The 22,246-nt window shown below is 71.3% G+C and carries 20 protein-coding genes; 9 read left to right on the forward strand and 11 right to left on the reverse strand.

The window, feature by feature from the left end; genetic code table 11:
• Nucleotides 1–45 precede the first annotated feature (45 nt).
• On the forward strand, nucleotides 46–672 hold the full coding sequence (locus U5911_RS12055; protein WP_336037174.1) for a DUF2238 domain-containing protein: 627 nt from the start codon (nucleotides 46–48) through the stop codon (nucleotides 670–672).
• 53 nt (nucleotides 673–725) lie between these two features.
• On the opposite strand, the gene U5911_RS12060 is transcribed toward U5911_RS12055, so the two are convergent.
• Both U5911_RS12060 and U5911_RS12065 read right to left on the reverse strand, forming a co-directional pair.
• Nucleotides 726–1,118 carry a secondary thiamine-phosphate synthase enzyme YjbQ gene (locus tag U5911_RS12060; RefSeq protein WP_336037176.1) on the reverse strand — a complete coding sequence of 131 codons (393 nt, stop codon included), beginning with the start codon at nucleotides 1,116–1,118 and terminating at the stop codon, nucleotides 726–728.
• 84 nt (nucleotides 1,119–1,202) lie between these two features.
• Complete coding sequence (locus U5911_RS12065; RefSeq protein ID WP_336037177.1) at nucleotides 1,203–2,213, reverse strand: aldo/keto reductase; 1,011 nt, start codon at nucleotides 2,211–2,213, stop codon at nucleotides 1,203–1,205.
• 122 nt (nucleotides 2,214–2,335) lie between these two features.
• Here U5911_RS12065 and U5911_RS12070 point away from each other — a divergent pair, with 122 nt between their 5' ends.
• Nucleotides 2,336–3,301 carry an NADPH:quinone reductase gene (locus U5911_RS12070; protein ID WP_336037178.1) on the forward strand — a complete coding sequence of 322 codons (966 nt, stop codon included), beginning with the start codon at nucleotides 2,336–2,338 and terminating at the stop codon, nucleotides 3,299–3,301.
• A gap of 67 nt (nucleotides 3,302–3,368) precedes the next feature.
• Nucleotides 3,369–3,737, forward strand: a complete 369-nt coding sequence (locus tag U5911_RS12075) for a DUF8147 domain-containing protein (protein ID WP_336037179.1) — start codon at nucleotides 3,369–3,371, stop codon at nucleotides 3,735–3,737.
• A 25-nt stretch (nucleotides 3,738–3,762) separates the two neighbouring features.
• Here the strand turns inward: U5911_RS12075 and U5911_RS12080 are convergent, their stop codons facing one another.
• On the reverse strand, nucleotides 3,763–4,908 hold the full coding sequence (locus tag U5911_RS12080; protein ID WP_336037180.1) for a pyridoxal phosphate-dependent aminotransferase: 1,146 nt from the start codon (nucleotides 4,906–4,908) through the stop codon (nucleotides 3,763–3,765).
• Nucleotides 4,905–5,393: an Lrp/AsnC family transcriptional regulator gene (locus U5911_RS12085; RefSeq protein ID WP_336037181.1), complete on the reverse strand. Its 489-nt coding sequence runs from the start codon at nucleotides 5,391–5,393 to the stop codon at nucleotides 4,905–4,907. The genes U5911_RS12080 and U5911_RS12085 overlap by 4 nt, the downstream gene beginning before the upstream one ends.
• A gap of 140 nt (nucleotides 5,394–5,533) precedes the next feature.
• Between U5911_RS12085 and U5911_RS12090 the strand changes: the two genes are divergently transcribed.
• The 4 genes from U5911_RS12090 to U5911_RS12105 all read left to right on the forward strand — a co-directional run bounded on the left by U5911_RS12090 (nucleotide 5,534) and on the right by U5911_RS12105 (nucleotide 7,857).
• The gene (locus tag U5911_RS12090; RefSeq protein WP_336037182.1) at nucleotides 5,534–5,914 is read left to right on the forward strand and encodes a putative zinc-binding protein; all 381 of its coding nucleotides are present in this window, start codon (nucleotides 5,534–5,536) and stop codon (nucleotides 5,912–5,914) included.
• A gap of 80 nt (nucleotides 5,915–5,994) precedes the next feature.
• The gene (locus tag U5911_RS12095) at nucleotides 5,995–6,204 is read left to right on the forward strand and encodes a hypothetical protein (RefSeq protein WP_336037183.1); all 210 of its coding nucleotides are present in this window, start codon (nucleotides 5,995–5,997) and stop codon (nucleotides 6,202–6,204) included.
• A 77-nt stretch (nucleotides 6,205–6,281) separates the two neighbouring features.
• Nucleotides 6,282–7,031 carry a DUF5518 domain-containing protein gene (locus U5911_RS12100; RefSeq protein WP_336037185.1) on the forward strand — a complete coding sequence of 250 codons (750 nt, stop codon included), beginning with the start codon at nucleotides 6,282–6,284 and terminating at the stop codon, nucleotides 7,029–7,031.
• Nucleotides 7,032–7,197: 166 nt separating this feature from the next.
• The gene (locus tag U5911_RS12105) at nucleotides 7,198–7,857 is read left to right on the forward strand and encodes an AIM24 family protein (RefSeq protein ID WP_336037187.1); all 660 of its coding nucleotides are present in this window, start codon (nucleotides 7,198–7,200) and stop codon (nucleotides 7,855–7,857) included.
• Between the two features lie 223 nt (nucleotides 7,858–8,080).
• Here the strand turns inward: U5911_RS12105 and U5911_RS12110 are convergent, their stop codons facing one another.
• Entirely contained in the window at nucleotides 8,081–9,616 is a 1,536-nt protein-coding gene (locus U5911_RS12110; RefSeq protein ID WP_336037188.1) for a globin-coupled sensor protein, read from the reverse strand.
• Nucleotides 9,617–9,765: 149 nt separating this feature from the next.
• On the opposite strand from U5911_RS12110, the gene U5911_RS12115 reads away from it, so the two are divergent.
• The gene (locus U5911_RS12115) at nucleotides 9,766–12,567 is read left to right on the forward strand and encodes a PAS domain S-box protein (protein ID WP_336037189.1); all 2,802 of its coding nucleotides are present in this window, start codon (nucleotides 9,766–9,768) and stop codon (nucleotides 12,565–12,567) included.
• 11 nt (nucleotides 12,568–12,578) lie between these two features.
• On the opposite strand, the gene U5911_RS12120 is transcribed toward U5911_RS12115, so the two are convergent.
• From U5911_RS12120 to U5911_RS12130, 3 genes are all read right to left on the reverse strand, one after another.
• On the reverse strand, nucleotides 12,579–14,429 hold the full coding sequence (locus U5911_RS12120; RefSeq protein WP_336037190.1) for a PAS domain-containing sensor histidine kinase: 1,851 nt from the start codon (nucleotides 14,427–14,429) through the stop codon (nucleotides 12,579–12,581).
• 79 nt (nucleotides 14,430–14,508) lie between these two features.
• On the reverse strand, nucleotides 14,509–16,851 hold the full coding sequence (locus U5911_RS12125) for a PAS domain S-box protein (RefSeq protein WP_336037192.1): 2,343 nt from the start codon (nucleotides 16,849–16,851) through the stop codon (nucleotides 14,509–14,511).
• Nucleotides 16,852–16,909: 58 nt separating this feature from the next.
• Nucleotides 16,910–18,379, reverse strand: coding sequence for an ATPase domain-containing protein (locus U5911_RS12130; protein ID WP_336037193.1), 1,470 nt, complete (start codon nucleotides 18,377–18,379; stop codon nucleotides 16,910–16,912).
• Between the two features lie 658 nt (nucleotides 18,380–19,037).
• Here U5911_RS12130 and U5911_RS12135 point away from each other — a divergent pair.
• Nucleotides 19,038–19,955 carry a M48 family metalloprotease gene (locus tag U5911_RS12135; protein ID WP_336037194.1) on the forward strand — a complete coding sequence of 306 codons (918 nt, stop codon included), beginning with the start codon at nucleotides 19,038–19,040 and terminating at the stop codon, nucleotides 19,953–19,955.
• Nucleotides 19,956–19,990: 35 nt separating this feature from the next.
• Here the strand turns inward: U5911_RS12135 and U5911_RS12140 are convergent, their stop codons facing one another.
• The 3 genes from U5911_RS12140 to U5911_RS12150 form a co-directional block, all read right to left on the reverse strand.
• Complete coding sequence (locus U5911_RS12140) at nucleotides 19,991–20,560, reverse strand: flavodoxin domain-containing protein (protein WP_336037196.1); 570 nt, start codon at nucleotides 20,558–20,560, stop codon at nucleotides 19,991–19,993.
• A 6-nt stretch (nucleotides 20,561–20,566) separates the two neighbouring features.
• A complete protein-coding gene (locus U5911_RS12145; protein WP_336037633.1) occupies nucleotides 20,567–20,995 on the reverse strand; it encodes a DUF2267 domain-containing protein in 429 nt (142 codons plus the stop codon).
• An 82-nt stretch (nucleotides 20,996–21,077) separates the two neighbouring features.
• Nucleotides 21,078–21,854, reverse strand: coding sequence for a helix-turn-helix transcriptional regulator (locus U5911_RS12150; protein ID WP_336037198.1), 777 nt, complete (start codon nucleotides 21,852–21,854; stop codon nucleotides 21,078–21,080).
• Between the last annotated feature and the right edge of the window lie 392 nt (nucleotides 21,855–22,246).

Genomic DNA, 22,246 nt, shown 5'->3' on the forward strand with positions numbered 1-22,246 from the left:
ACGGGAACCCAAGCTCTTTCGTCGCGCCCCGAGTAGGGGGAGTCGATGGGTCGCCGTCGCCGCCTGAGTCTGTTCGTCCTGCTGTGCCAGGCGGGATTGCTCGCCGTGTTCGTCGTCGGCCTCGCCGCCGGACGCATCTCCGTGGTCGTGAACGCCGCGCTGTCGTTTCTCGTGACCCTGCTGCCGGCGGTCCTGCGGCGGGACCTCCGCATCCAGCTGTCGCCGTGGCAGACCGCGTTCGTGTCGCTGGCGGTGTTCCTGCACGCCGTCGGGATGCTGGGGCCGTACAGCAACGTCTGGTGGTGGGACCACGTGACCCACACTCTCTCGGCGATGGTGGTCGCGGGCGTCGGTTACACGGTGGTGTGCGCCGCCGACGAGCACTCGCCGTCGGTCGCGTTCTCCCGGCGGCGCGTCCCGGTGTACGTGTTCGCGTTCACGATGCTGATGGGCGTCGTCTGGGAGGGCCTGGAACTGGGCGCGCGCGTGGTCGCGGCCGCACTCGACGTCCCGGTCATCTGGGTGGTCTACGGCCCGACCGACACCGCCTTCGACATGCTGTTCAACGCCGTCGGCGCGCTCATCGTCGCGCTGTTCGGCACGCCGTACCTCCAGGACACCGTCGAGGACGTCCGCGAGTGGCTCGACCGCAGAGCCGGCGCCGGCGAGTGACCGGCGGTCACGGCGTGGCGACGGTAAGGGTCAGGGCGTGGCGCCGGTGGGAGTCACGGCGTGGTGACGGTGACGTCCAGGCGCCGCGAGCGGGGGCCGTCGCACTCGACGAACAGCACTGACTGCCAGGTGCCGAGCGCGAGGTCGCCGTCGCGGACGGGAATCGACGCGCTCTCCCCGAGCAGCGTCGCGCGGAGGTGGGCGTCGGCGTTGTCGTCGACGTCGTCGTGGTCGTAGTCGCCGCGCCGCGGGACGAGCTTCTCGAGCGCGCGCTCGACGTCGCCGAGGAGTCGGGGTTCGGCCTCGTTCACGACGACGCCGGCTGTCGTGTGCGGGACGAAGACCGTGCAGACGCCGCGGTCGACGGCCGACGGGACCGCGTCGCGGACCGACTCGGTGACGTCGACGACGTCCACGCGCTCGCTGGTGGAGACGTCGAGTTGCACGGGCGGGTCTTCGCTGCGAGCCAGCAAAAGTACCGGGGGCGCCGCCGCGGCGTCGGAGGGACAGGACGTCGGGCGCGTAGCCGTCTACAGTCCCGCGTAGGGGCCTTCCTTCGCCTCGGTGAGCCGCTGGACCTGGTCCTCGGAGAGGTCGATCGCGGCGGCGGCGAGGTTCTCCTCGAGCTGGTCGACGGTGCGCGCGCCGACGATGGGCGCGGTGACGCCGTCGCGGTGGCACAGCCACGCGAGCGCGACCTGCGCTGGCGACGCGCCGACCTCGCCGGCGACCGCGTCGAGTTCGTCGTGGAGGTCGAAGTTCTCGTCGGTGAGGTAGTTCTGCTCCCAGCGAGTCGACTCGCTGGCGCGGGACTCGCCGGTGAGGCCGTCCTCGCGGTCGTACTTCCCGGTGAGAAAGCCCTGGGCGAGCGGGCTCCACGGGCAGACCGCCAGCCCCTCGCTGCGCGCGAACTCGAGGTAGTCGCCCTCGATCTCGCGGTCGACGAGGTTGTACCGCGGCTGCAGGACGCTGAACGGCTCCAGGCCCTCGTCGCGGGCGAGCTGGTTCGCCTGCGCGACCTTCCAGGCGTCCGGGCGGAGCGTGGACGCGCCGAGGTAGTGGACCTTCCCGTCCTCGACGAGCCCGGTCAGGGTGCGCATCAGCTCGCGCGTCGGCGTCTGGTCGTCCCAGCGGTGGATGTAGAGGACGTCGACGTAGTCGGTGCCGAGGCGGTCGAGGATGCCGTCGATGCGGTCCCGGACGTTCTTCCGGTTGGTGCCCCGGCTGTTCGGGTCGCCCTCGCGGGTCTGCCAGAAGATCTTCGACGCGACGGTGTACCGCTCGCGGTCGCGGTCCGAGAGCCAGTCGCCGATCCACACCTCGCTGTCACCGCCGCCGTAGATGTCGGCGGTGTCGACGTACCGGCCGCCCGCGTCGGCGTACGCGTCGAGGAGTTCCTTCGCGCGCTTCTCGCCGATCTCGAGGTTGCCCGCCTCGGTCTCCTTGCCGAACCGCCACGTCCCGAACTGGAGTTCGCTCGACTGGAGGCCGGTGTCCCCGAACCGCACGAACCCGAGGTCGGTGTCGCCGGAGTCGCTCATGGTCGTCCGCATCTGCGTCCGGCAGCCGAAAAAACGTTCAGCATCCGGCAGCCCGCTCGCCGCCGCCCCGACGCGTCACGTCCCGTACGCTTTTCTCCGTGTACGTCGACCTGGTACACGACATGCGCGCTGTTCGGCTCACCGAGCACGGCGGTCCGGAGGTACTGCACGTCGAGGACGTCGAACGCCCGAGTCCCGGGCCGGGCGAGCTCCTGGTGGAGGTCGCGTCCGCGGGCGTCAACCCCGTGGACACGTACTTCCGGGACGGGTCCTACGAGCCCGTCGGGCTGCCGTTCACGCCGGGCGTCGACTACGCCGGCACGGTCGTCGAGACGGGGCCGGACGTCGACGGCTTCGCGGTCGGGGACGCCGTCTACGGCACGGGCATCGGGAACGCCGGCTACCAGGGCGCGTACGCCGAGTACGCGACGGTCCCGGTCGACCGCACCGTCGTGCTGCCGGACGGCGTCGACCTGACGGAGGCGGGCGCGGCCGGCGTCGCGGCGGTGACGGCGTGGCGCGCGCTCGTCGACCACGCCGGCCTCGACCCGGCGGAGTACGCGCTCGTCCACGGCGGGTCCGGCGGCGTGGGCCACGCGGCGGTCCAGGTCGCGGACGCGGTGAGCGCGCGCGTCGTCGCGACGGCGCGCTCGGAGTACCACGACGCGGTCAGCGGCCTCGGCGCGGACGCCGTCCTGGACTACTCGCGGGAGGACCTCGCGGACGCGGTCGTCGGCGCCTCGGACGGCGGCGTGGACGTCGTCCTCGACCACCGGCTGGACGACTACCTCCAGTTCGACGCCGACGTGGCGGCCCAGGGCGCCCGCGTCGTCGGCATCGGGGAGAACAGCCCCGACCCGGGGTTCTCGAACGACGGGCCGGCGCGCTCGAAGGACGTCTCCTACCAGTTCATGAGCATGTTCAACACGCCGGACCTCCGCGTGCCGCTGCGCGGCGTCGCCCACCTGATGGCGACCGGCGGGCTCTCCGTCGAGCTCGCCGAGACGTACGACCTCGAGGAGGCGGCCGCGGCCCAGCGCGACGTCATGCACGAGAGCTTCCTCGGGAAGCTCGCCGTCACGCCGTGACGCGCTCGCCTGGGGTGGCCGCGCGGCGGGCAGCAGCGTTATCCCCGACGCCCGAGTAGTCAGTATCATGAACGGTAGGCGCGCGGTCGCGGCGCTCGGTGCGGGACTGGCAGTGTTCCTCGTCGTCGCCGTCGCCGTCGTCGAGGCGCTCGCGTTCGAGTTCTCGGCGCTCGTCGGGCTCCCGGTCGGCCTGGTCGCCGGCGCGGTCGTCGCCGGCTACGTCGCCCTCCGGTACTCGTCGTTCGGACGGCGGCCGCGAGCGGTCGCGGACGCGCTCGCGGGCTTCGGCCTCGCGGTCCTGGCCGCGCAGGCACTCAGCTACGTGAACCTCGCCGGCCTGCGGTCCGCGCTCTCGACGGACCTCGCGGTCGCGCTGGCCGTCGCGGTCGGCGTCCTCGCGGGCGCGGCGTCCTGGCGCCGGGACGGTCGGGCGTGACGCGGCCGCACGCGCGGCGGTCCGCTCAGTCGACGAACGCCTCGAAGCGCGCGAGCGCCTCCTTCAGGTCGCCCAGCCCGGTCGCGTACGTCACGCGCAAGTGGCCCTCGCCGCCCGCGCCGAACACGTGCCCGGGGACGACCGCGACGCCCTCCTCCTCGATGAGCGCCTCCGCGAACGCGTCGCTGTCGTCCCACGGGCACTCCGGGAACACGTAGAACGCGCCCGCCGCGGGGAAGCAGTCGACGCCCATCTCGGCGAACCGCGACAGCACGAAGTTCCGGCGGCTGTCGTACTGGCGGCGCATCTCCGCGACGTCGCCGTCGCAGTTCCGCAGCGCCTCGACGGCGGCGTGCTGGGCGGTCGTCGGCGCCGACAGCATCGTGTACTGGTGGATGCGGTTCATCGCCTCGATGGCTTCGGGCGGCGCGAGCGCGTACCCGAGCCGCAGTCCCGTCATCGCGTACGCCTTCGAGAAGCCGTTGAAGACGACCGTGCGCTCGCGCATCCCCGGCAGGGAAGCGATGGACGCGTGGTCGTGTTCGTACGTGAGGTCGGCGTAGATCTCGTCGGAGAACACGCGCAGGTCGTGCTCCCTGGCGAACTCGGCGACCGGCCGGAGCTCCTCGCGGGTCATCGTCGCGCCCGTCGGGTTGTTCGGGTAGCACATCACGAGCGTGTCCGCGTCCGCTGCGCCGGCGTCCTCGAGGACCTCGCGCGTGAGCTTGAACTCGTCGGCCGGCCGGGTCGGCACGTCCAGGACGTCCGCGCCGGCGAGCGTCGCCGTCGGCACGTACGAGAGGTAGGACGGCTGCGCGATGGCGACCGCGTCGCCGGGGTCGTGGAACGCCCGCATCGCGAGGTCGATGGCTTCGCTGGCGCCCGCGGTCACCAGGACCTCCTCGTCGGGGTCGTACTCCAGGCCCCAGCGCCGGTCGGCGTTCGCGGCGATCTCCACGCGGAGCTCGCGGAGGCCGCGGTTCGGCGTGTACGACGTCTGGCCGCGCTCCAGCGAGGCGATGGCGGCGTCGCGGGCGGCCCACGGCGGCGCGAAGTCGGGTTCGCCGACCCCCAGCGAGATGATGTCGTCGTACTCCTCGGCGAGCTCGAAGTACCGGCGGATGCCGCTCGGCGGCACCGTCGACAGGCGCTCGGACTGCTCGAAGGTCATGGCGAGACCGACAGCCGGTCGTCCTCGTCGCCGTCCCCGAACTCGACGCCGCCGTCCTTGTACGTCTCCATGACGTAGTGGGTGACCGTCTGCGTGATCTCGGGGACGGGCGCGACCTTCTCGCTGACGAAGTGCGAGACCTCGCTCATCGAGTCGCCCTCGACGTCCATCGCGAAGTCGAAGTCGCCGCTCACCAGCCGCAGCCCCTGGACCTGGGGGAACTTCGCGAGCCGCTGTGCGATGTCGTCGTACCCGGTCTCCCGGTCGAGGGTGACGTTCAGCTCGACGGACGCGCGCACGCGCTCGTGCTCGAGGCGGTCCGTGTCGACGATGGCCTGGTAGCCGCGGACGACCCCGGACTCCTCGAGGTCCTCGATCGCCGCCTCCACCTCCGCCTCGCTCAGGCCGGTCTGGCGGGCGAGGTCCGCCGTCGAGTAGCGCGCGTTCTCGCGCAGCAGCGACAGCACGGTTTCGGCATCGGTCATGGCTCTCCCCACGCCCAGCAGCGGGAAAACGTTTCTCCACCCTGTAATTCTGGCCTGCCGCGGCGGGGCCCTCGGTGGGGCCACGGACGCGAACGCCTTCGGGGGAACACCCTCGCCGCCTCGCCGCCAACCCGCGGGCGATGACCGACGACTACGACGACCTGCCGCTCGTGTACTCGTGTTCGGGCTGTTCGAGCGCCGCGCAGATGGCCAACGACCTCGCGGTCAGGCTGGACCGCGACCGTCACGCCGAGATGTCCTGCATCGCCGGCGTCGGCGCCGACGTCGCTCCCCTCGTCGCCACGGCGACCAGCGGCCGCCCGACGCTCGTCGTCGACGGCTGCCCGCTGGAGTGCGCGCGACACAGCCTCGACCGGCACGACGTCACGCCGGACCGCCACGTCAACCTCGCCGAGCGCGGCGTCCCCAAGGAGTACCACGCCGACTACGACCACGACCAGGCGGACGACCTCTACGGGGCCCTCGTCGACGCCGCCGCGGACCTGCGCCCGTCGGACTGAGCGAGTCCGCGACGCGCCGGAGCGGCCGGCCGCGGCCGCCCGTCCAAACGCTGAAGCGACGGGGCCGCCTACCCGTGGACGTGACAGACTCCAGGGACGCCCAGCGGTCGCGAGCCGTGGGCGCGGGAATCGGCATCGGCGTCGGCCTCGGCGCGGGCTGGGGGCTGGTGATGGCGGCAGTGATGGGCGGCGACACGGCGACGGGACTCACGATGGGCGCCGGCGCGGGACTGGTCATCGCGCTCGTCTCCGGGGCCGCCGTCTACCGGACCGCGACCGGCGAGTCGTGACTGGCCCGTCGTGACTACCTGGCCGGTGGCGGGGGTGGGGTGTACACTCAAGGTGTTGGAAAGTGGATCGGTCGAGTATGGACGAAGCGGACACCGCCGAGGGACCCGTCGAGGACGCCCCTGGGGGAACTGTCGACGACCGCTCGCGCTCCCGGTACCCGCTGCCGGCGTTCGTCGACTGGCTGGCCGCCGCCGTCGTCGCGGTCGCCGGACTCGCCACGGTACTCGGTGGCGTCGTCCTCACGTTCCTCGTCGACCGGGACGCCGTCGCGGCCGGCGTCGAGTCCGGGGAACTCCAGGTGGTGTTCTTCGAGCGCGAACTCGCGGACCCCGAGGCCGTCGAGTTCACCCTCGCGGTGGCCTCCTGGAGCGGCCTCGGCCTCCTGGTGACCGGCGTCGCGCTCTGCCTGTTCGCCGTCGGCTACCTCGCCGTCAGGCAGCGCGCGCACAGCAGCGCGGAGGGCGGCCGGGCGCCCGGCACGCTCCGGTCGCACGCCGTCGTCGGCGCCGTCACCGCCGCCGTGCTCTCGTTCCTCCCCGTCTCGCCGGCCGTCGGCGGCGGAGTGGCCGGCTACCTCGAAGCCCACGAGTCCGCGCGCGCCACCAGCGCCGGCGCGCTCTCCGGCCTCCTCCTGGTGCTCCCGGTCGTCGTCGAACTCGCGTTCCTCGGGGTGGGCCTGTTCGCCGGCGCCGCGGCCGTCGACGCCTCCGACGTCGGTGTCGTTGCGAGCGTCGTCGTGGCGTTCGCCGTCGTGGTGGTCGCGGTGGTCAGCGTCGGCCTCGGCGCCGTCGGCGGCTTCGTCGGCGGCCGGCTCTTCGAGCGGTGAGGCGTCGCTCGCGGTGACACTGCGGCGGGCCGAGACCGACGTCCGCGGTGGCGGGACACCGGCGGCCCGTCGTCGTCGGACGGACCCATAAATCCTCTGCGGCGTCGCTGTCCCTGACGTCGACCCGACCGTATTTAGCCGCCCGCGAGAGAGGTCGACCCGGAGCATGAACCTCGAGGAGTTCACCGCAGCGAACGCCACGGACGACGGCGGCGACGGCTTCCAGAAGGAGAACAAGCGACTGCTCGACGTCCCCGTCGACGGCACCGCGATGGTGAAAGCCGGGTCGATGGTCGCGTACACGGGGGAGATGGAGTTCACCGGGAAGGCCTCCGCGGAGGGCGGCATCACGGGCTTCGTCAAGGAGGCCGTCAGCGGCGAGGGCACCCCGATCATGGAGGCGACCGGCCGGGGCCACCTCTACGTCGCCGACCAGGGGAAGAAAGTCCAGGTCGTCGAGCTCGGCGCGGACGAGTCGGTCTCGGTCAACGGGAACGACGTCCTCGCGTTCGAGGACCGCGTCGGCTACGAGATCAACACCGTCGGCAGCATCTCCGAGGCCATCTCGGGCGGCCTGACGAACGTCTACCTCAGCGGCCCCGGCGAGATCGCGCTCTCGACGCACGGCGACCCCGTCGCGCTGACGCCGCCCGTGACCACCGACCCCGACGCCACCGTCGCGTGGAGCACGAACCTCTCGCCGTCGCTCACCACGAACAAGAAACTCGAGATCGGCCAGCAGTCCGGCGAGTTCGTCCAGATGCGCTTCGACAGCGAGGAGGGGTTCGTCCTCGTCCAGCCCTACGAGGAGGGCTCGCAGCTGTAGGTACCGCACCGACCTCGCCTCGTCGGCGGCGAGCCGTCGGTCGCCGCCGTCTGGACCGTCCACAAACGCGGGCCGGAGGGCCTCGTCGTCGGATTCTCGCCGTCGACGGTGAGCGGCGCCGGGCCCGTGATTCCGGGGCCGGGAGCCGGTTCCGGGCGACCGGTCAGTGGCTGTGCCTCCGCGACGTTCGGCGGCCCGTAGCGACGCCGCCGGCGGTCACTACTCACTCCGTGAGCCGCCGTACCGCCCGATTGATCTCGTCGACTTTCGCCGTCTGCTCCTCGTTCGTCGCGGCGATCTGCTCGATCTCGTCGCGGACCTCGCGCGCCTGGGCGACCGCTTCGTCGGCCATGCTCGCGACCTCCTCGGTGCTGGCCGCCTGGTCGTCGGTCGCTTTCGCGACCTCCTCGATGCCGTGGGCGGCCTCCCGGACCGCGTCGACGATCTCCGTGAGGTTGTTCATCGTGCGTTCGACCTCCTCGATCCCGGCGTCGATGGCGGCGTTCGTCTCCTCGAGGCTGGCGACGGTCTCGGCGGTGTCGGCCTGGATCCGCTCGATCGTCTCCTCGATCTCGGTCGCCCGGCGCTGTGACTCCTCGGCGAGGGCCTTCACCTCGTCGGCGACCACCGCGAAGCCGTCGCCGTCGTCGCCGGCGCGCGCGGCCTCGATGGACGCGTTCAGCGCGAGGAGGTTCGTCTGGGAGGCGATGTCGTCGATGACGTCGACGATCTCGTCGATCTCGCCGACGCGGTCCTGGAGGCGGTGGAAGTCCTCGGCGACGTCCGACGCCGCCTCGTCGACGGTCTCCATCGTCTCGATGGCGTCCGCGGCCGACGACTGGCCGCCCTCGGCGAGGTCGGCGGCCGTCGCACTCTGTTCGCGCACCTCGTCGGTCGTCGACGCGATCTCCTCGACGGTGGCGCTCAGGTCCGCGACCTCGCTGGCGACCTGCTGCATCCCCTCGGACTGCTCGTCGGCGAGCTGGTTGATCTCCTGGGAGCTGTCCGCGAGGCTCCCGGCAGACGTCCGGAGTTCGTCGACGGCGGCCTGGACGTCCCTGGCGACTTCCGTGCGGCGCTCCAGTTCGGACTCCACTTGCTCGCTGTACGAGTGGATGTACGTGTCCATCGCGACCTGCTGGTCGAGCGTCAGCAGCTTGATGGCGGAGAGGGCTCGCTCGACCACGGCGTCGACGGCGTCCGCCGCGCCGGCCAGGTCGCTGTCGACCTGGTCGGGCTCCAACTGCGAGGCGTCGACGGCCGCGGTCGCACCAGCGCCGTCCGTCGCCGCTGCGAGTTCGCCTTTCACGTCCTCCGCGATGGCTTCGAGGACGCCCTCGTAGTAGATGCTGTACGCGCCGAAGTAGACCTTCGGCCCGAGGTCGAGCATGTCGTGGATCTTGCCGATCCGAGCCCGGCGGTCGAAGTAGTCGCGGCCGTACTCGCCCTCGCCGAGGTCGGTGAGGTACTCCGACTGGCTCTGCTTGAGCGCCGCCACGGGCTTCGACGACGACTCGAGGATGGCGACGGTCTCGGAGTACTCCTGGAGGCGGTCGTAGAAGTCCTCGACCAGGTCGTCCGCGACGCGGTCGAACGTCTCGGACATCTCCTCGAGGCGCCGCCGGTCGGCGTCACCGAACTGGGTGAACTCCTTGCGCCACTCGATCTCCTCGGCGTCGATTCCGATCTCCGTCGCCAGCTGCCGGCCGTCGACGTTCCGTCTGTCCGCGTCAGTGATCTTGAGTTCGTCGGCCGCCATCGGACACGTCGACAGTCCGAACTATCAAAAAGATACAGTGTTAAATGTCCAATCGAGTTCCGGGGTGCAGCTAGTATATCAACCCCTGCGGCGTGCCGCGAGAAATCACACCGCTAACTACTATAACGCACGACCGCAGATGGTGTGGTATGCCGTGGGCAACCGCGCTCGAGTCACTCCTCGACGCGTCTCCCCGCGGTGTATTCCTCCTCGACGCCGATGGCACTGTCGCGTTCGCCGACGAGGCAGCCGCGGCAGCGCTCGACGAGGACGAACGGACCCTCGTCGGCCGCGACTGGTACCGGACCGCCGTTCCGGAACCCCACCGCACGAACGCCAGGGAGGCGTTCGAGGCGGTTCTCGAGGCCGACGAACCGACGTCGACCAGCGTTCCGGTCCGCTCCGCCGACGACCGGCCGGCAGCCACCGTCTCGCTGGAGGCCGTCCCGGATGCGGAGTTCGTCGTCGGCCGTTTCGACGCCCCGCCCGCGGACCAGGCGGGAGCGTGGTTCGACCCGTACCGGCGACTCGTCGAGAGCTTCCCGAACGGCATCGTGACGCTGTTCGACGAGGACCACCGGTTCCGCGTCGTCGGCGGCACCGGCTTCGCGGAGCTCTCCCGCTCCCCCGAAGAGATCGAGGGGAAGCAACTCGGCGAGGCGTTCCCGGACGAGAACGCCGCGGTACTGGAACCACTCTTCGACGCGGCGCTCGACGGCGAGGAGAACGCGGTCACCCTGACGCCCGAAGACCGCATCTTCGAGGTCCGCGTCCTCCCGCTGCGGACGGCGACCGGGGACGTCGCCGCCGGCATGACCGTCTCCCAGGACGCCACCGGCCGCGTGGAACGGCAGTCCGAGCTCCGCGAGGCGCGAGAGCACTACCGGGCGCTCATCGAGAACGCGCCGGTCCCCGTCTTCGTCGCCGACGGCGACGGCGAACTCGTGGAGATGAACGAGCGCGCCGAAGCGCTCGTCGGGCGGCGGCGCGCGGACGTCCTCGGCGAGCACTACCTCACGCTCGCGCCCGGCGGCGAGGAGGACCGCTACCGCGCGCTCTTCGAGGACCGCGTCGAGAACGGCGGGACGCGGCGGTACACCCTCGACGGCGAGCAGATGGCCGTCGTCACCGGGGACGGCCAGCGGGTCCCCGTCGAGAGCAGCGTCTCCGTCGTCGAACGCGACGGCGAGACGCTGATCCACGCCATCGTCAAGGACATCTCCGAGCACGTCTGGTACGAGACGGCGCTGGAGGAACTCCACGAGAACGCCGGCGACCTCGTGCTCGCCGAGGACGAGGCCGAGGTCGCGCAGTCCATCGTTGACACGGTCGTCGACACGCTCGACCGGCCGTTCGTGTCCGTCAACCTCTTCGACGCCGAGGCGGAACTGCTGCGCCCGGTCGCGTACTCCGCGGCCGTCACCGACCTCGTCGACGGGTCCGAGCCGCCCGCACTCGAGTTGCACGACTGCGTCGCGGGGGAAGCGTACCTGTCCGGGGAGACGCAGTCCGTCGACGACGTCCGACTCGCGGGAGCGGCTCCCGACGCGCCGCTGCGTGGCGCGGTCGTCGTGCCGATCGACGAGTTCGGCGTGCTCGTCTGCGGGCACGCCGACGAGACCCCGCTCGAACGCGAGGAACGACGGCTGCTCGAGGTGCTCGCGCGGAACGCCGAGACGGTCCTCGACCGGGTCCGCCGGGAACAGGAACTGCGGCGCCAGGAGCGCGAACTCACCGAGCAGACCGAACGACTCCGGCAGGTCGAGGAGCTGAACGGCCACATCCGGGCGCTCATCCAACTCGCCACCCGGGCGGAGACGGCCGCGGAACTCGCCGCAGAGACGTGTTCGCTGTTCAGCTCCACGGAGTCGTTCGCGTTCGCGTGGTACGGCGAACTGACCCCCGAGGGCGACGCCCTCGTCCCCAGCGCCTCGGCCGGCGACGACCAGGGCTACCTCGGCACGCAGTCGCTGCGGGTCGCGGACGACGCGGCCCAGCCGGCGGTCCGCGCGGCAGGCACCGGCGAACCGACCGTCGTGTCCAACGTCGCCGACGGCGTACACGGCCAGTCGTGGCAGCGGAAGGCGGTCCGGCGCGGATTCCGCTCCGTCTTCGCGATTCCGGTGACCTACCAGGGCGTGCTCTACGGCGTCCTGGCGGTGTACGCCGACGAACAGGACGCGTTTCCGACCCCCGTTCGGGACGTGCTCTGCGAGTGGGGCGAACTGATGGGGTACGCGATGAACGAGATCCAGCAGACGAACGCCCTGCTGTCCCACGAGGGGACCGTGCTCCGGTGGACGGTCCGGTCGAAGGACTGTCCGCTGCTGCGCGTCGCCCACGACCTGCGGTGTTCGTTCCGCTTCGAGGGGCTACACCGGCGCGACGACGAGTCCGCGACCGCGTTCCTGACGATCGCCGCGGACTACCCCGGGGAGACGGTGGCGCTCGTCGAGGACGCGCCGGGAATCGCGTCCGTCGAGCACCTCCGCGACACCGGAGACGGAGCGCTCTACCAGGTCGAGTTCGCGGAGGCGTTCATCGCGACCGTGCTCGCGAAGTACGGGCTCCGCCTCGACCGCATCGTCGGCCGGGACGACGGCGACGCTTACGTCCGCGTCTGCGTGCCGTCGACGATGCCCGTCCACCGCGCCGTGGACGTCGTCACCACTGAGTACCCGGACGCCGAACTCGTCGCGACGGAGCCCCGGCCGGACGAACCCGCCGGCGGCCAGCGCGTCGAGGACGCGTTCGCGCGCCTGACGGACCGACAGCGGGAGGCCCTGGAGATCGCCTACCACGGCGGCTACTTCGAGTCACCGAAGGCGATGTCCGGCGGCGAGATCGCCGAGCGCATGGGGATCTCGGCGTCGTCGTTCCACAGCCACCTGCGGGCCGCCGAGCGGAAACTCCTCGACGCGCTGCTCGCGAACTCGCGGCTCTCCGGGTGACGGCAGCGCCGTCACTCCGAGCGCAGGACGTCGACGCCGCTGAACTGGAAGCGCGCACCGCCACGCGACGCCGCCGTGACCGCTACTGTCCAGCCGTGAGCGTCCGCGATCTCGTCGACGATCGGCAGACCGAGGCCCGTCCCTCCCGTCGTAGACGTCTGCCCGGGTTCGAAGACGGCGTCCCGGTCCGACTCGGGGATGCCGGGGCCGTCGTCTGCGACGAAGAACCCGTCCGACAGCGGCCCGACGGTCACCGTGACGTCCTCGCCAGCGTGTTCGACCGCGTTCCGGAAGAGATTCTCGAAGACCCGCCGGACGCGGCGCCGGTCACCGCGTATCCGGAACGGCTCGGTGACTTCGAGCCGAGCGTCCGCCGTGGAGACGACGCCCCAGCAGTCCCGGGCCACTGCGGGGACGTCTAGCGGCGTCGGTTCGGTGACCGTCTGCCCGTGCCGGGCGAAGGCGAGCGTGTCGTCGACGATGTCGTCCATCCTGTCGAGGGACTCCCGGACGCGTTCGGCGGCCTCGGTCCGCCCGGCTTCGTCCAGGCAGTCGAGCCAGCCCTGGGCGACGTTCAGGGGGTTGCGGAGGTCGTGGGTGACGAACCCGGCGAACGCGTCCAGGCGCTCGTTGCGGCGTTCGAGCGCCCACTCGGAGGCGAGTCTGTCCAGCGCCGACTCGGCGTTCGACGCGAGTATCGACGCGAGCTCGAGGTCCGACCGGTCGAACGCGTCCACGTCGGTGTCGACGACGCTGAGGACGCCGTACTCGCCCACCGGGAGGTACATCGCCGAACGCGCGTCGCCGCGGTCGTAGGCGTCGTCGAACCGACGGACGTCCTCGAACTGGAGCGGCGTTCCAGCGTCGTGGGCTCGGCTCACGGGGTTGCCGCCGTCCGCCGGATACACCGGCCGAGGCCCCATCTCGGCGCGCGCCTGCTCGGTCGCGGCGACCGGCTCGAAGCGGTCCCCCTCGAGGAACCGCGCGACGGCACTCGTGTACCCGAGAATCGAGTTCGCCGCCTCGACGATCCGATCGGCGACGGTCTCCCGGTCGGCCGCGTCGACGAGTCCCCGCGTCGCTTCGTGGAGCTCCCGGAGCTGGTGTGCCCGGCGGGTGCGCGCCGAGACGTCCCGGAAGACGCCGGCGATGAGCGTCCGCCCGTCGAGTTCGAAGACGCGGGCGTTGATGTCGACGGGGATCCGCTCCCCGGCTTTCGTCTCGACGTACAGCGGGGAGCCGTCCGGGAACTGCGTGAAGATCTCCTGGTGCCGGTCGACGTGGCGCTCGAAGAGCTCGCGGTACCGTGCTTCCTCGCCGGAGGGGTGGACTACCGTCTGTGGCTCTCCGACGAGTTCGCCGTCCTCGTACCCGAGGAACGCCGCAGCTTGCGCGTTGGACTCGACGATCTCGCCGGACTCCGCGTCCGCGATCACGACGGCGTCCGGCACTGCCTCGAGGATGGTGCGGTACTTCGTCCGCAGGGTCTCCCTGGCACTGACGTCGCGGACCGCGGCCATCACAGCGGCGTCGCTGTCCGGGAGCGGGCTCAGACTGACGTCCACCGGCTTGGTCGAGCCGTCCGCACACCTGGCTTCCAGGTCGACGTCCGCGCCCATCGGCCGCCTGACCGGGTCCTCGAGGAACGCGGTCCGCTGCCGGACGTGCGTCTCCCGGTCGCGCTCCGGGACGAGTACTTCGACGCGCTCCCCGAGGAGGTCGCCGGGTTCGTAGCCGAGCACGTCACGCACGCGGGAGTTCACGTACGTGATGCGGCCGTCGTCGTCGACGAGAACGATCACGTCGGGCGATGCCTCACAGATTGCTTCGTAGCGGTGTTCGGTCGACAGCTGGTCCGTCATCGATGTCCTGGTCTCTCGGTCGGTGTGAGTGCGTGACTCCGTCGCAGTGCGTCCACAGGTGCCGCCCAGATGTCCCGAGTCACGGCCGGGACACCGGAATTCGGAGCGTGACTACCGTGCCGCGAGGCTCGTTGTCGGTGATTTCGACGCGCCCGCCGAGCTCCGCGACGATCCAGTTCACCAGCCAGAGCCCGAGCCCGGCGCCGTGCAGGAGCGGTGTCTCGCGTCCGTTCTCCAGGACCCTGCGCTCGTTCTCGGGGATGCCCGGCCCGTCGTCCGCGACAGTCACCGTCGCGTGTGGTGCGTCACCGTCGGGGTCGGTCTCCACGGTCAGGCTGACTGTCGGTTCGTCGGCGTCGCTGTGCTGGACCGCGTTCCCGAGCACCTCCCGGACCGCGGTCTCGAGCTCCGGGCTGACTCGACAGCCGTCGGCCGATACGGCCGTCGAGACGTCCGCGTCGCCGGCGTCGCCGCGGACCGCTTCGACGGCGTCCTCCACGACGTCGCGGAGCGGTCGCGCCTCGCTTGCGGCGTCGTCCTCGAGGAGCGTCCCCTCGATGCGTCGGGCCTGTGTGCTGAGCTTGAGCAAGTCGTCTGCCGCCGCCGAGATCTGTGCGGCGGCGTCGTCGACGGGGACGCTCCGGTCGTCGTCGCCGAGGAGTTCCGCGTACCCGTCGACGACGTTCAACTGGTTCCGGACGTTGTGGCGAAGCACGCGGTAGAGCACCTCGAGCTGCTGGCGCTGCCGGCGCTGTTCGGTGATGTCGGCGTTGACGGCGACGTAGTACTCGACGGCGTCCTCGTCGAATATCGGAGCGATGGTCTGGTCGACGTACCGCCGGCGCCCGTCCTTCCGGCGGATCACCAGCTCGCTCTCCCAGACGTCGCCGTCCGCGGCGGCGTCCCACCGGGCCCGATAGGCTTCGGTATCCACCGGACTGGGTCGGAGGATGTCCGGCTCTCGACCGACGACCGCATCCCGGTCGTAGCCGGTCACCTCCTCGAACGCCGGATTGGCGTACTCGATGGTGCGGTCCGCGTCCGTGATGTGGATGGCGTGGCCGGCGTGTTCGACGGCCTGCCGGAACAGCTGGGCCGCCTCGGTCGCGCGCAGCCCCGTGACCGCGCGGCCGATCGTCTGCCCGAGGTGAGCGAGTACGCGACGTTCCTCGTCCGTGAACGCGTTCCGCCTGGCCGTGTAGAGATTGAGCACGCCGTACGACTGGTCGCCGTCCGTGATCGGGACAGCCGCAGTCGCGGAGACGTCGAAGGCGTCCAGGGCGTCCCGCCACGGGTCCATCGTCGAGTCCGCCGCGACGTCCCGCGCCGCACAGACGGTGCCGGTGTCGAACGCGCGACCGGTCGGTCCGCGGCCGGTCCGCGAGTCGTCAGCGGAGATCCGGGCGTGGTCGAGGTACGCGGCCGCCGAGCCGCCCGTCGCGGTCGGGACCACGTCGCCGTCGCCGCGCTGTTCGGCGATCCAGGCGAACCGGTAGACGTCGGACTCGGAGAGCCGCCGGCAGACGGCGGCCTCGAGTTCGTCCCGGTCGTCCGCCCGGACGACCGCCTGGATGGACTCGTACAGCGTGCTCGTGATGCGGTTGAGTTCGGCGAGCCTGTCGCGCTGGTGGGAGAGTACGCGCTCCTGCTCGCGGCGTTCGGTGACGTCGCGGACGCTCAAGACGACGTGCTCGGCGCCGCCACCGGTGAGCGCGCTCGCGGAGACCTCCGCCTCCAGCTCGGAGTCGTCCGCGCGGACGAACGAGAGGTCCGCCGATTGCACGCGGCCGTCCTCCAGGACGTCGTCGGCGAACGCCCGGAACGTCGACGGGTCACCCGCGTAGAGGTCGGTCGCGGGCGACAACGACTCGAGTCTCGACCGCGCGTAGCCGAACGTCTCGGCGGCACGCGGGTTGCTCTCCGAGACGGTGTCCTCGGCCGGGTCGACGACGAGGATCGCGTCGTTGACCGACTCGAATACGGCCTCGGAGCGCTCGGTCGTCGCCTCCAGTCGGGCCGCGAGGTCCCGGGACAGGGAGCGACGCTCCAGCAGGTTCCGGAGCCGGTGCTCGAAGGCCCGGAGGTCGAGCGGCGTCTCGATCACCTCGTCGACGACTGTCCACAGGGAGTCCTCGAGCGGCGGCAGGTCCGGAGGTCTGACGAGCAGGACCGGTTCGAACCGGGGGCGAGCGGCGGCCTTCTGGTCGGCGAGCCACTCCCGGTGCCGCGCGAGCACTGGTGGGTCCACGACGCGGAGGTCGGCCGCCGGGGGCGACGCCGTGTCGGTCTGCAGGACGTGCGCGTACCCGGTCTGCTCGCGGACCCAGGCGGCGAGGCGGTCGCGGTTCTGTTCGTGGTCGAGGAACAGGGCGATCCGCGAGCCGTCGCGACCGGCGTCGGCGGGCGGCCGTCCGTCGTCCACTACTCCGCCCTCCGGGACCTGTCACACTCGGAGCCCGCTCCCGCGTCGTGTCGCGCCGTCATTCCGTCTCCCTGCTGGGGGGCCGGTCGTCAGCGCGCCAGGTGGGGGTCCCGGACAGCATCCCTCGGAGTCCGGTGAGCGGGTCGCCGACCTCCACTCCCCGCTCCGTGATCCGGAGTTCACGGAGCGTGCGCTCGAAGTCGCTCGTGCGCTTCTTGAGGACGCCGACGATCTTCCGGAGTTCGCTGTCGTACTCGATGTGGCGGAGTAACACGATGTTGTCCGCGAGGTAGCTCGTGTCGGAGTCGGTCGCGGAGAACTCGCCGACGAGCGTGCTCGACTCGTCGACGAGCACCACCGTGACGCCGACGTTCTTCAGGTACCGACAGAGCGCGTGCAGTCTCCGCGTGAGGTCCTCCGGTCTCCCCTGCAGGGCGACCTCGTAGCCCCTGGTGCCGTCGATCATCACCATCGTGGCGCCCCGGTCCTCGACCTCCCGACGCACGCGCGCGGCGAACTGCTGGGGCGAGAGGTTCAGCGGCTCCATCTCCTCGACGACGAGGGTGTCGCGGTCCTCCATCTCCGAGACCGGGATGCCGATGGCCTCCGACCGCTCCCGGAACGTCGCCGCGTTCTCCTCGAAGAGGTACGTGACCGACCGCTCGCCGCGGGTCGCGGCCTCCCGCAGGAACTGCGTGCCGACCGTCGTCTTGCCGGCGCCGGACGGGCCGCTGAGCACGGTGACCGTGCCCCGTTCGATGCCGCCGTCGAGGAGGTAATCGAGTTCCTCGACGCCCGACGAGAGCGGGTCGGCGGCGAACTCTCCGGCGTGTTCTTCGGGGCGGAGCGCGGGATAGACGGTGACGCCGTCGCCCGAGATCTCCATGGCGTGGTGGCCCTCCCGGACGCTCGACCCCCTGAACTTCGGGACGTCGACGGTGTGTCCCATCTCGCCGTAGCCGAGGTCGATCGTGCCGTCGCTGAGGAACTGGAGGTCCTCGTCCGAGACGGACGCCGTGCTCTGGGACGTGAAGAGGACGGTCGCGCCGTGGTCGGTGAGGTACTCCATGAACCCGATGGCCTGCTTGCGGAACTGGTGGGCGTCCGGCGTGAGGTGCCTGAGGTGCGTGATCGGGTCGACGAACACGCGGTCGGGGTCGACGTCCTCGACGGTCCCGGTCACCGTCTCGACGAACGACGGCTGTTCGACGTCGCTGGCCGCCATCACGCTGTACGACTGGTCGTCCGCGAAGACGTCCGCGGTCGGGCTGAGGTCGAGAAAGGAGACGTCGTCCAGGTCGAAGCCGAGCGACGCCGCGTTCTGTTCGACGTCGGCCCGACACTCCTCGAGGTTGACGTACAGCGACGTCTCCCCGTTCCGGACGCCGTCCGCGAGGAAGTGGACTCCGAGAATCGTCTTCCCGGTGCCCGGTTCGCCGCGCACGAGGTAACTGCGCTCCGGGACGAGCCCGCCGGACAGGATCTCGTCGAGGCCGTCCACGCCCGTGGAGACCCGGTCGCCGGTCATCCGCCGGTCACTCCACTCGCCGCCGCTGATCCCGCAGGTCCGTTCGCCGGCCCGGTCACCCGGGTTCCCGTGGACTCCATCGCCTGTTCGCCCGGTGCAGCCGGAACACCGGACGGTGACGCGACAACGTCGGTTCCCTCGCGGAGAGACGACCCGGGGCTGGGGGTTTCTGTGGGCAGCGGGAGCATCGGATTGACAACGAACATGTTGGCCTTCCCCGGCAAAAGAGTGCGGCTCACATGTCCGTCTGCCACCGCGCTCGAACCTGATATATCAGCCGCGAGTTCGGCGGCCCCGCCGCGCCGGTTCGGAGTCCGGTGTCTCGAAGCGGCTCCGGTGGGGGAGGGCACCGTCGACCAGGCTGCTCTCCTCGCGGTGCACGCCTCTCAGTGGGGGACGCACGGCGACGCACGGACAGGGTCGACCGGACGCACAGGCCGGACCGACCGGTGACCGACGCGGTTCGCGCTCGCCTCCGACCGAACGCCGCGTCGACTGGAGGGCGGGACGCCGCGTCGACTGGAGGGCGGGACGCCGCGTCGATTCGACCTGCGGAACGCCGCGTCGACCGAGCGGTCGGACGCCGCCCGGTGCCGAGCAGCCAGTACAGCCTCGGCCGGAGCGGGTGTTTAACTCGCCGCGGGTCGACTCCGTGCACATGGACGCGTCGGTCGCGCTCGTCGCCGGCCTGCTGCTCGCGGCGGCCCTCGCAGCGGTCCACCAGTGGGTGCTCGACTCGCCGCTGCTGGAGCTCGGCGAGGCGTCGTGGTTCCCGCGCGGCGGCGACCTCTCGGCTGCGGGCGCGGTCGTCCGGGGGTCGGTGTCCGCGGCGGTGCCCGTCGCGGCGACGGTCCTGGCCGCGGCGCTCGTCGCGACCGCGCCGTTCGCGGTGTGGGTCTGGGGCGTCGTCGGCTTGCTCGCCGCGACCGTGGTGCTCTCTCCGGTTCTGGCCGTCTACCGCTACGACGTGCGTCCGCCGACGCCGGCGGAGGCGGCCGTCGTCGACGCGCTCCCCGACCACGGCTGCGAGGTGCTGGTGGTCACGGACGCCAGGGACGGGCCCGTGAACGGGTACGCCATCGGCGGCCCGTTCGCGGACGTCGTCGGCGTCAGCGAGTTCGCGTTCGCGCGGCTCCCGCCCGCCCAGGTGGCCTCGCTGGTCGCCCACGAGGTCTGTCACCACGGGGAGCGCCACGTGCTCGTCCGCGGCGCCGTCAGCGTGGCCGTCCTTGCCGCGGGCGCGGCGGCCGTGACGGCGCTGTTCGAGGGGCTGACCACTGCCGTCCTGGTCGTCCTCGTGGTGACGGTCGCGGTCGAGCGCCTCGCCGCCTACCGCGTGATGCGCCACCTCGAGTACCGGGCGGACGCGGCCGCAGTGCGGCGGACGTCGCTGGACGCGGTCGTCTCACTGCTGGCGACCCTCGAGGAGGCGACCGTCGTCGACCAGGCGTCGGTTCCCGCGCTCCTCCGGGTGTTCTCGACGCACCCCTCGTACGCCGAACGCGTCGCCCGCGTCCGCGAGCAGTTCGCGGCCGACGCCCACGGAGAGAGCGCCGCCGCGCCGACGTCGCGGTAGGCCACGGTGGGGCCAGTTCGAGGCCGACCGGCGGTTCAGGCCTCGGGCGGTGTGGTCCCCAGTCGGCCTTCGGCGAACGCCGCGAAGTCGCGCGCGAACGCCTCGACCTCCGCCCAGTCGGTGTACTCGTAGTCGCGGGACGTGTCCGTGTCGCCGGTGGCGTCGCTCGCGATGCGCTTGAGCAGCAGGCGCTTCAGGAAGCCGTACTCCGAGTACCGGAGCGCGCCGCCGAACAGCCCGACGCGGTCGGGGTGCCAGCCGGTCTCGTCGACGAACGCCTCGACGTAGCCCGCGGCCTCGGCGCGGCGCGCCTCGTCGTCGGTCGCCGACGACAGCGACACCTGGAAGAACCCCGTCGGCCGGGCCGCGAGCGCGTCGCGGTTCGCTCGCACGAACGCTGCGACGGCGGACTGGTGCGTCCCGACGTGGACGGACGCCCCGACGAGCACCGCGTCGTACGCGTCGACTGCGTGTTCGGGGTCGGTCTCGCCGAGGTCGACCGTGGCGGCGTCGTGGCCGCGCTCGGTCAGCGTCGCGGCGACCCGCTCGGCCACCTTCGCGGTCTGTCCCTCACCGGTCCCGTAGCCGACGAGAAACGAGGCCACGCCGCCTCACTCGCCCCGGGTGCCCTCCCAGCCGCCGGCGTCGACGACGTCGAAGAGCTTCCGCCAGTTCTCGTCGTCCTCGCTCTCGGGCAGCGAGTCGCGGAGCTGCCGGAAGTCCGAGGCCGGCACCTGGCTCTCGACGAGGTCGACGATGACCTGCGCGTGGTAGGCGGCGTCCGAGCGCTCGACGCCCTCGATCTCGCTGACGCGCGTGACGAACTCCTGCCAGTCGAAGCGCTGGCCGTGCTCGTGGACGGCCCCCGTCATGTACCACTTGATCTCCATGGGGAGCGATGCCGCGAGGTCCTCGGCGTTCCCCTCCGGGAGGCGCTCGCCGAGCGTCGACAGGGTCGCGCGGATCGCGCGGACGGTCTCGCCGGTTCCGGGCTGTTCGAGTCGGTGCTGCACCGTGCCGGTGAACTCGTCGAAATTCATGGTGTCCACCGTAGACAATCGACCTGCGCGCCCATAACGTCTAGCCTGCCGGACGAGTCGCCGGCATCCAGGCCCGGCGTCCCTAGACGACTCTGACCGCGTTCGCCCGGTACTGTTCGTACTGGGACTCGGCCCACTCGACCGCGGCGGGCGCGGCGTTCGTCATGGAGCCCTTGACGCCGCCGTCGGCGTGGAGGGTGATTCCGGCGGTCGTCCCGCCGTCGTCGTCGGTCAGCCAGAGCGCGTACGGGATCGGGTCCTCGCTCTCGAGTATCGTCACGCCGGCCGCCTCGGTGAGGGACGCGAACTCCGCGGCGTAGTTCCGGTTGATGACCTCGACTAGCCCCCCGTCGAGCACGAGTTCGAGTTCGAAGCCGTCGGAGTGGACCTGCTCGCCGAGGACGTCGAAGTACTGCCGCCGCACGACCGTCGCGGTGCCGCGCAGTCGGTCCGCCCGCTCGACGAGTTCCCGCCCGGGCTGGAACGCCACGTCCGGCGCGCGCCGGGAGACGTGCGCCTGCATCCCGGCGACGAACTCGGTGGCCAGCGGCGCGTCGGCCGGGACGCCCTCGAGCAGCGCCGCGCTGTCCGCGACGGTCGCCATCCGCTCGCGGTACGTCCGCTCGTACTCGAACCCGAGCCGCCCGACGTGGGTCACGCGGTACCGCCCAGCGGAGTCCACCGTGTCGACGCAGCCGAGGCTCTGTAGCTCGCGGATCGCCCGGTCGACCGTCGACCGCGAGTGCGGGAGCTCCTCGGTCAGCGCCCGCTTCGACTTCGGCTCCCCCAGCAACGCCTCGAGCACCGGATACCGCTTCGAGACTCCCTCTCGAAACGACGACTCTGACCCTCGCGCCATACACCGCTTCCCGTCCCGGACGGGTTTAGGCGTTGGTATCGCTGATCCCCGATCGGAACCGCGCTCGGCGCCGCGTCGTCTCCACTCGACCGAGTCGGCCACGTGAGTTCGGCCCACGGCACGGAGCCAGCACAGGGCGAGTCGGCGCAGTGCGAGCCGGCCACGCTCGAACCGGACTACCGGACCACCACTCCGGCGGTGCAGATAAATCCGTTCGATACACTGTTAGTCGGAGAGATACTTCTGTTCCGCCCGGTTCGAGGCGCCGAGCGACGGAGAAGTGCTGCGGCGGCCGGATTCGGCGCCGAGGAACGATATGAGGTCAGATAGTGCGCTGTGCTGGATCGCGAGCGCTCCGAGCGGATCGCGCGTTCGACCGGACTACAGCCGTC

This window comes from Halobacterium yunchengense, assembly GCF_037031165.1.
Classification (GTDB): domain Archaea; phylum Halobacteriota; class Halobacteria; order Halobacteriales; family Halobacteriaceae; genus Halobacterium; species Halobacterium yunchengense.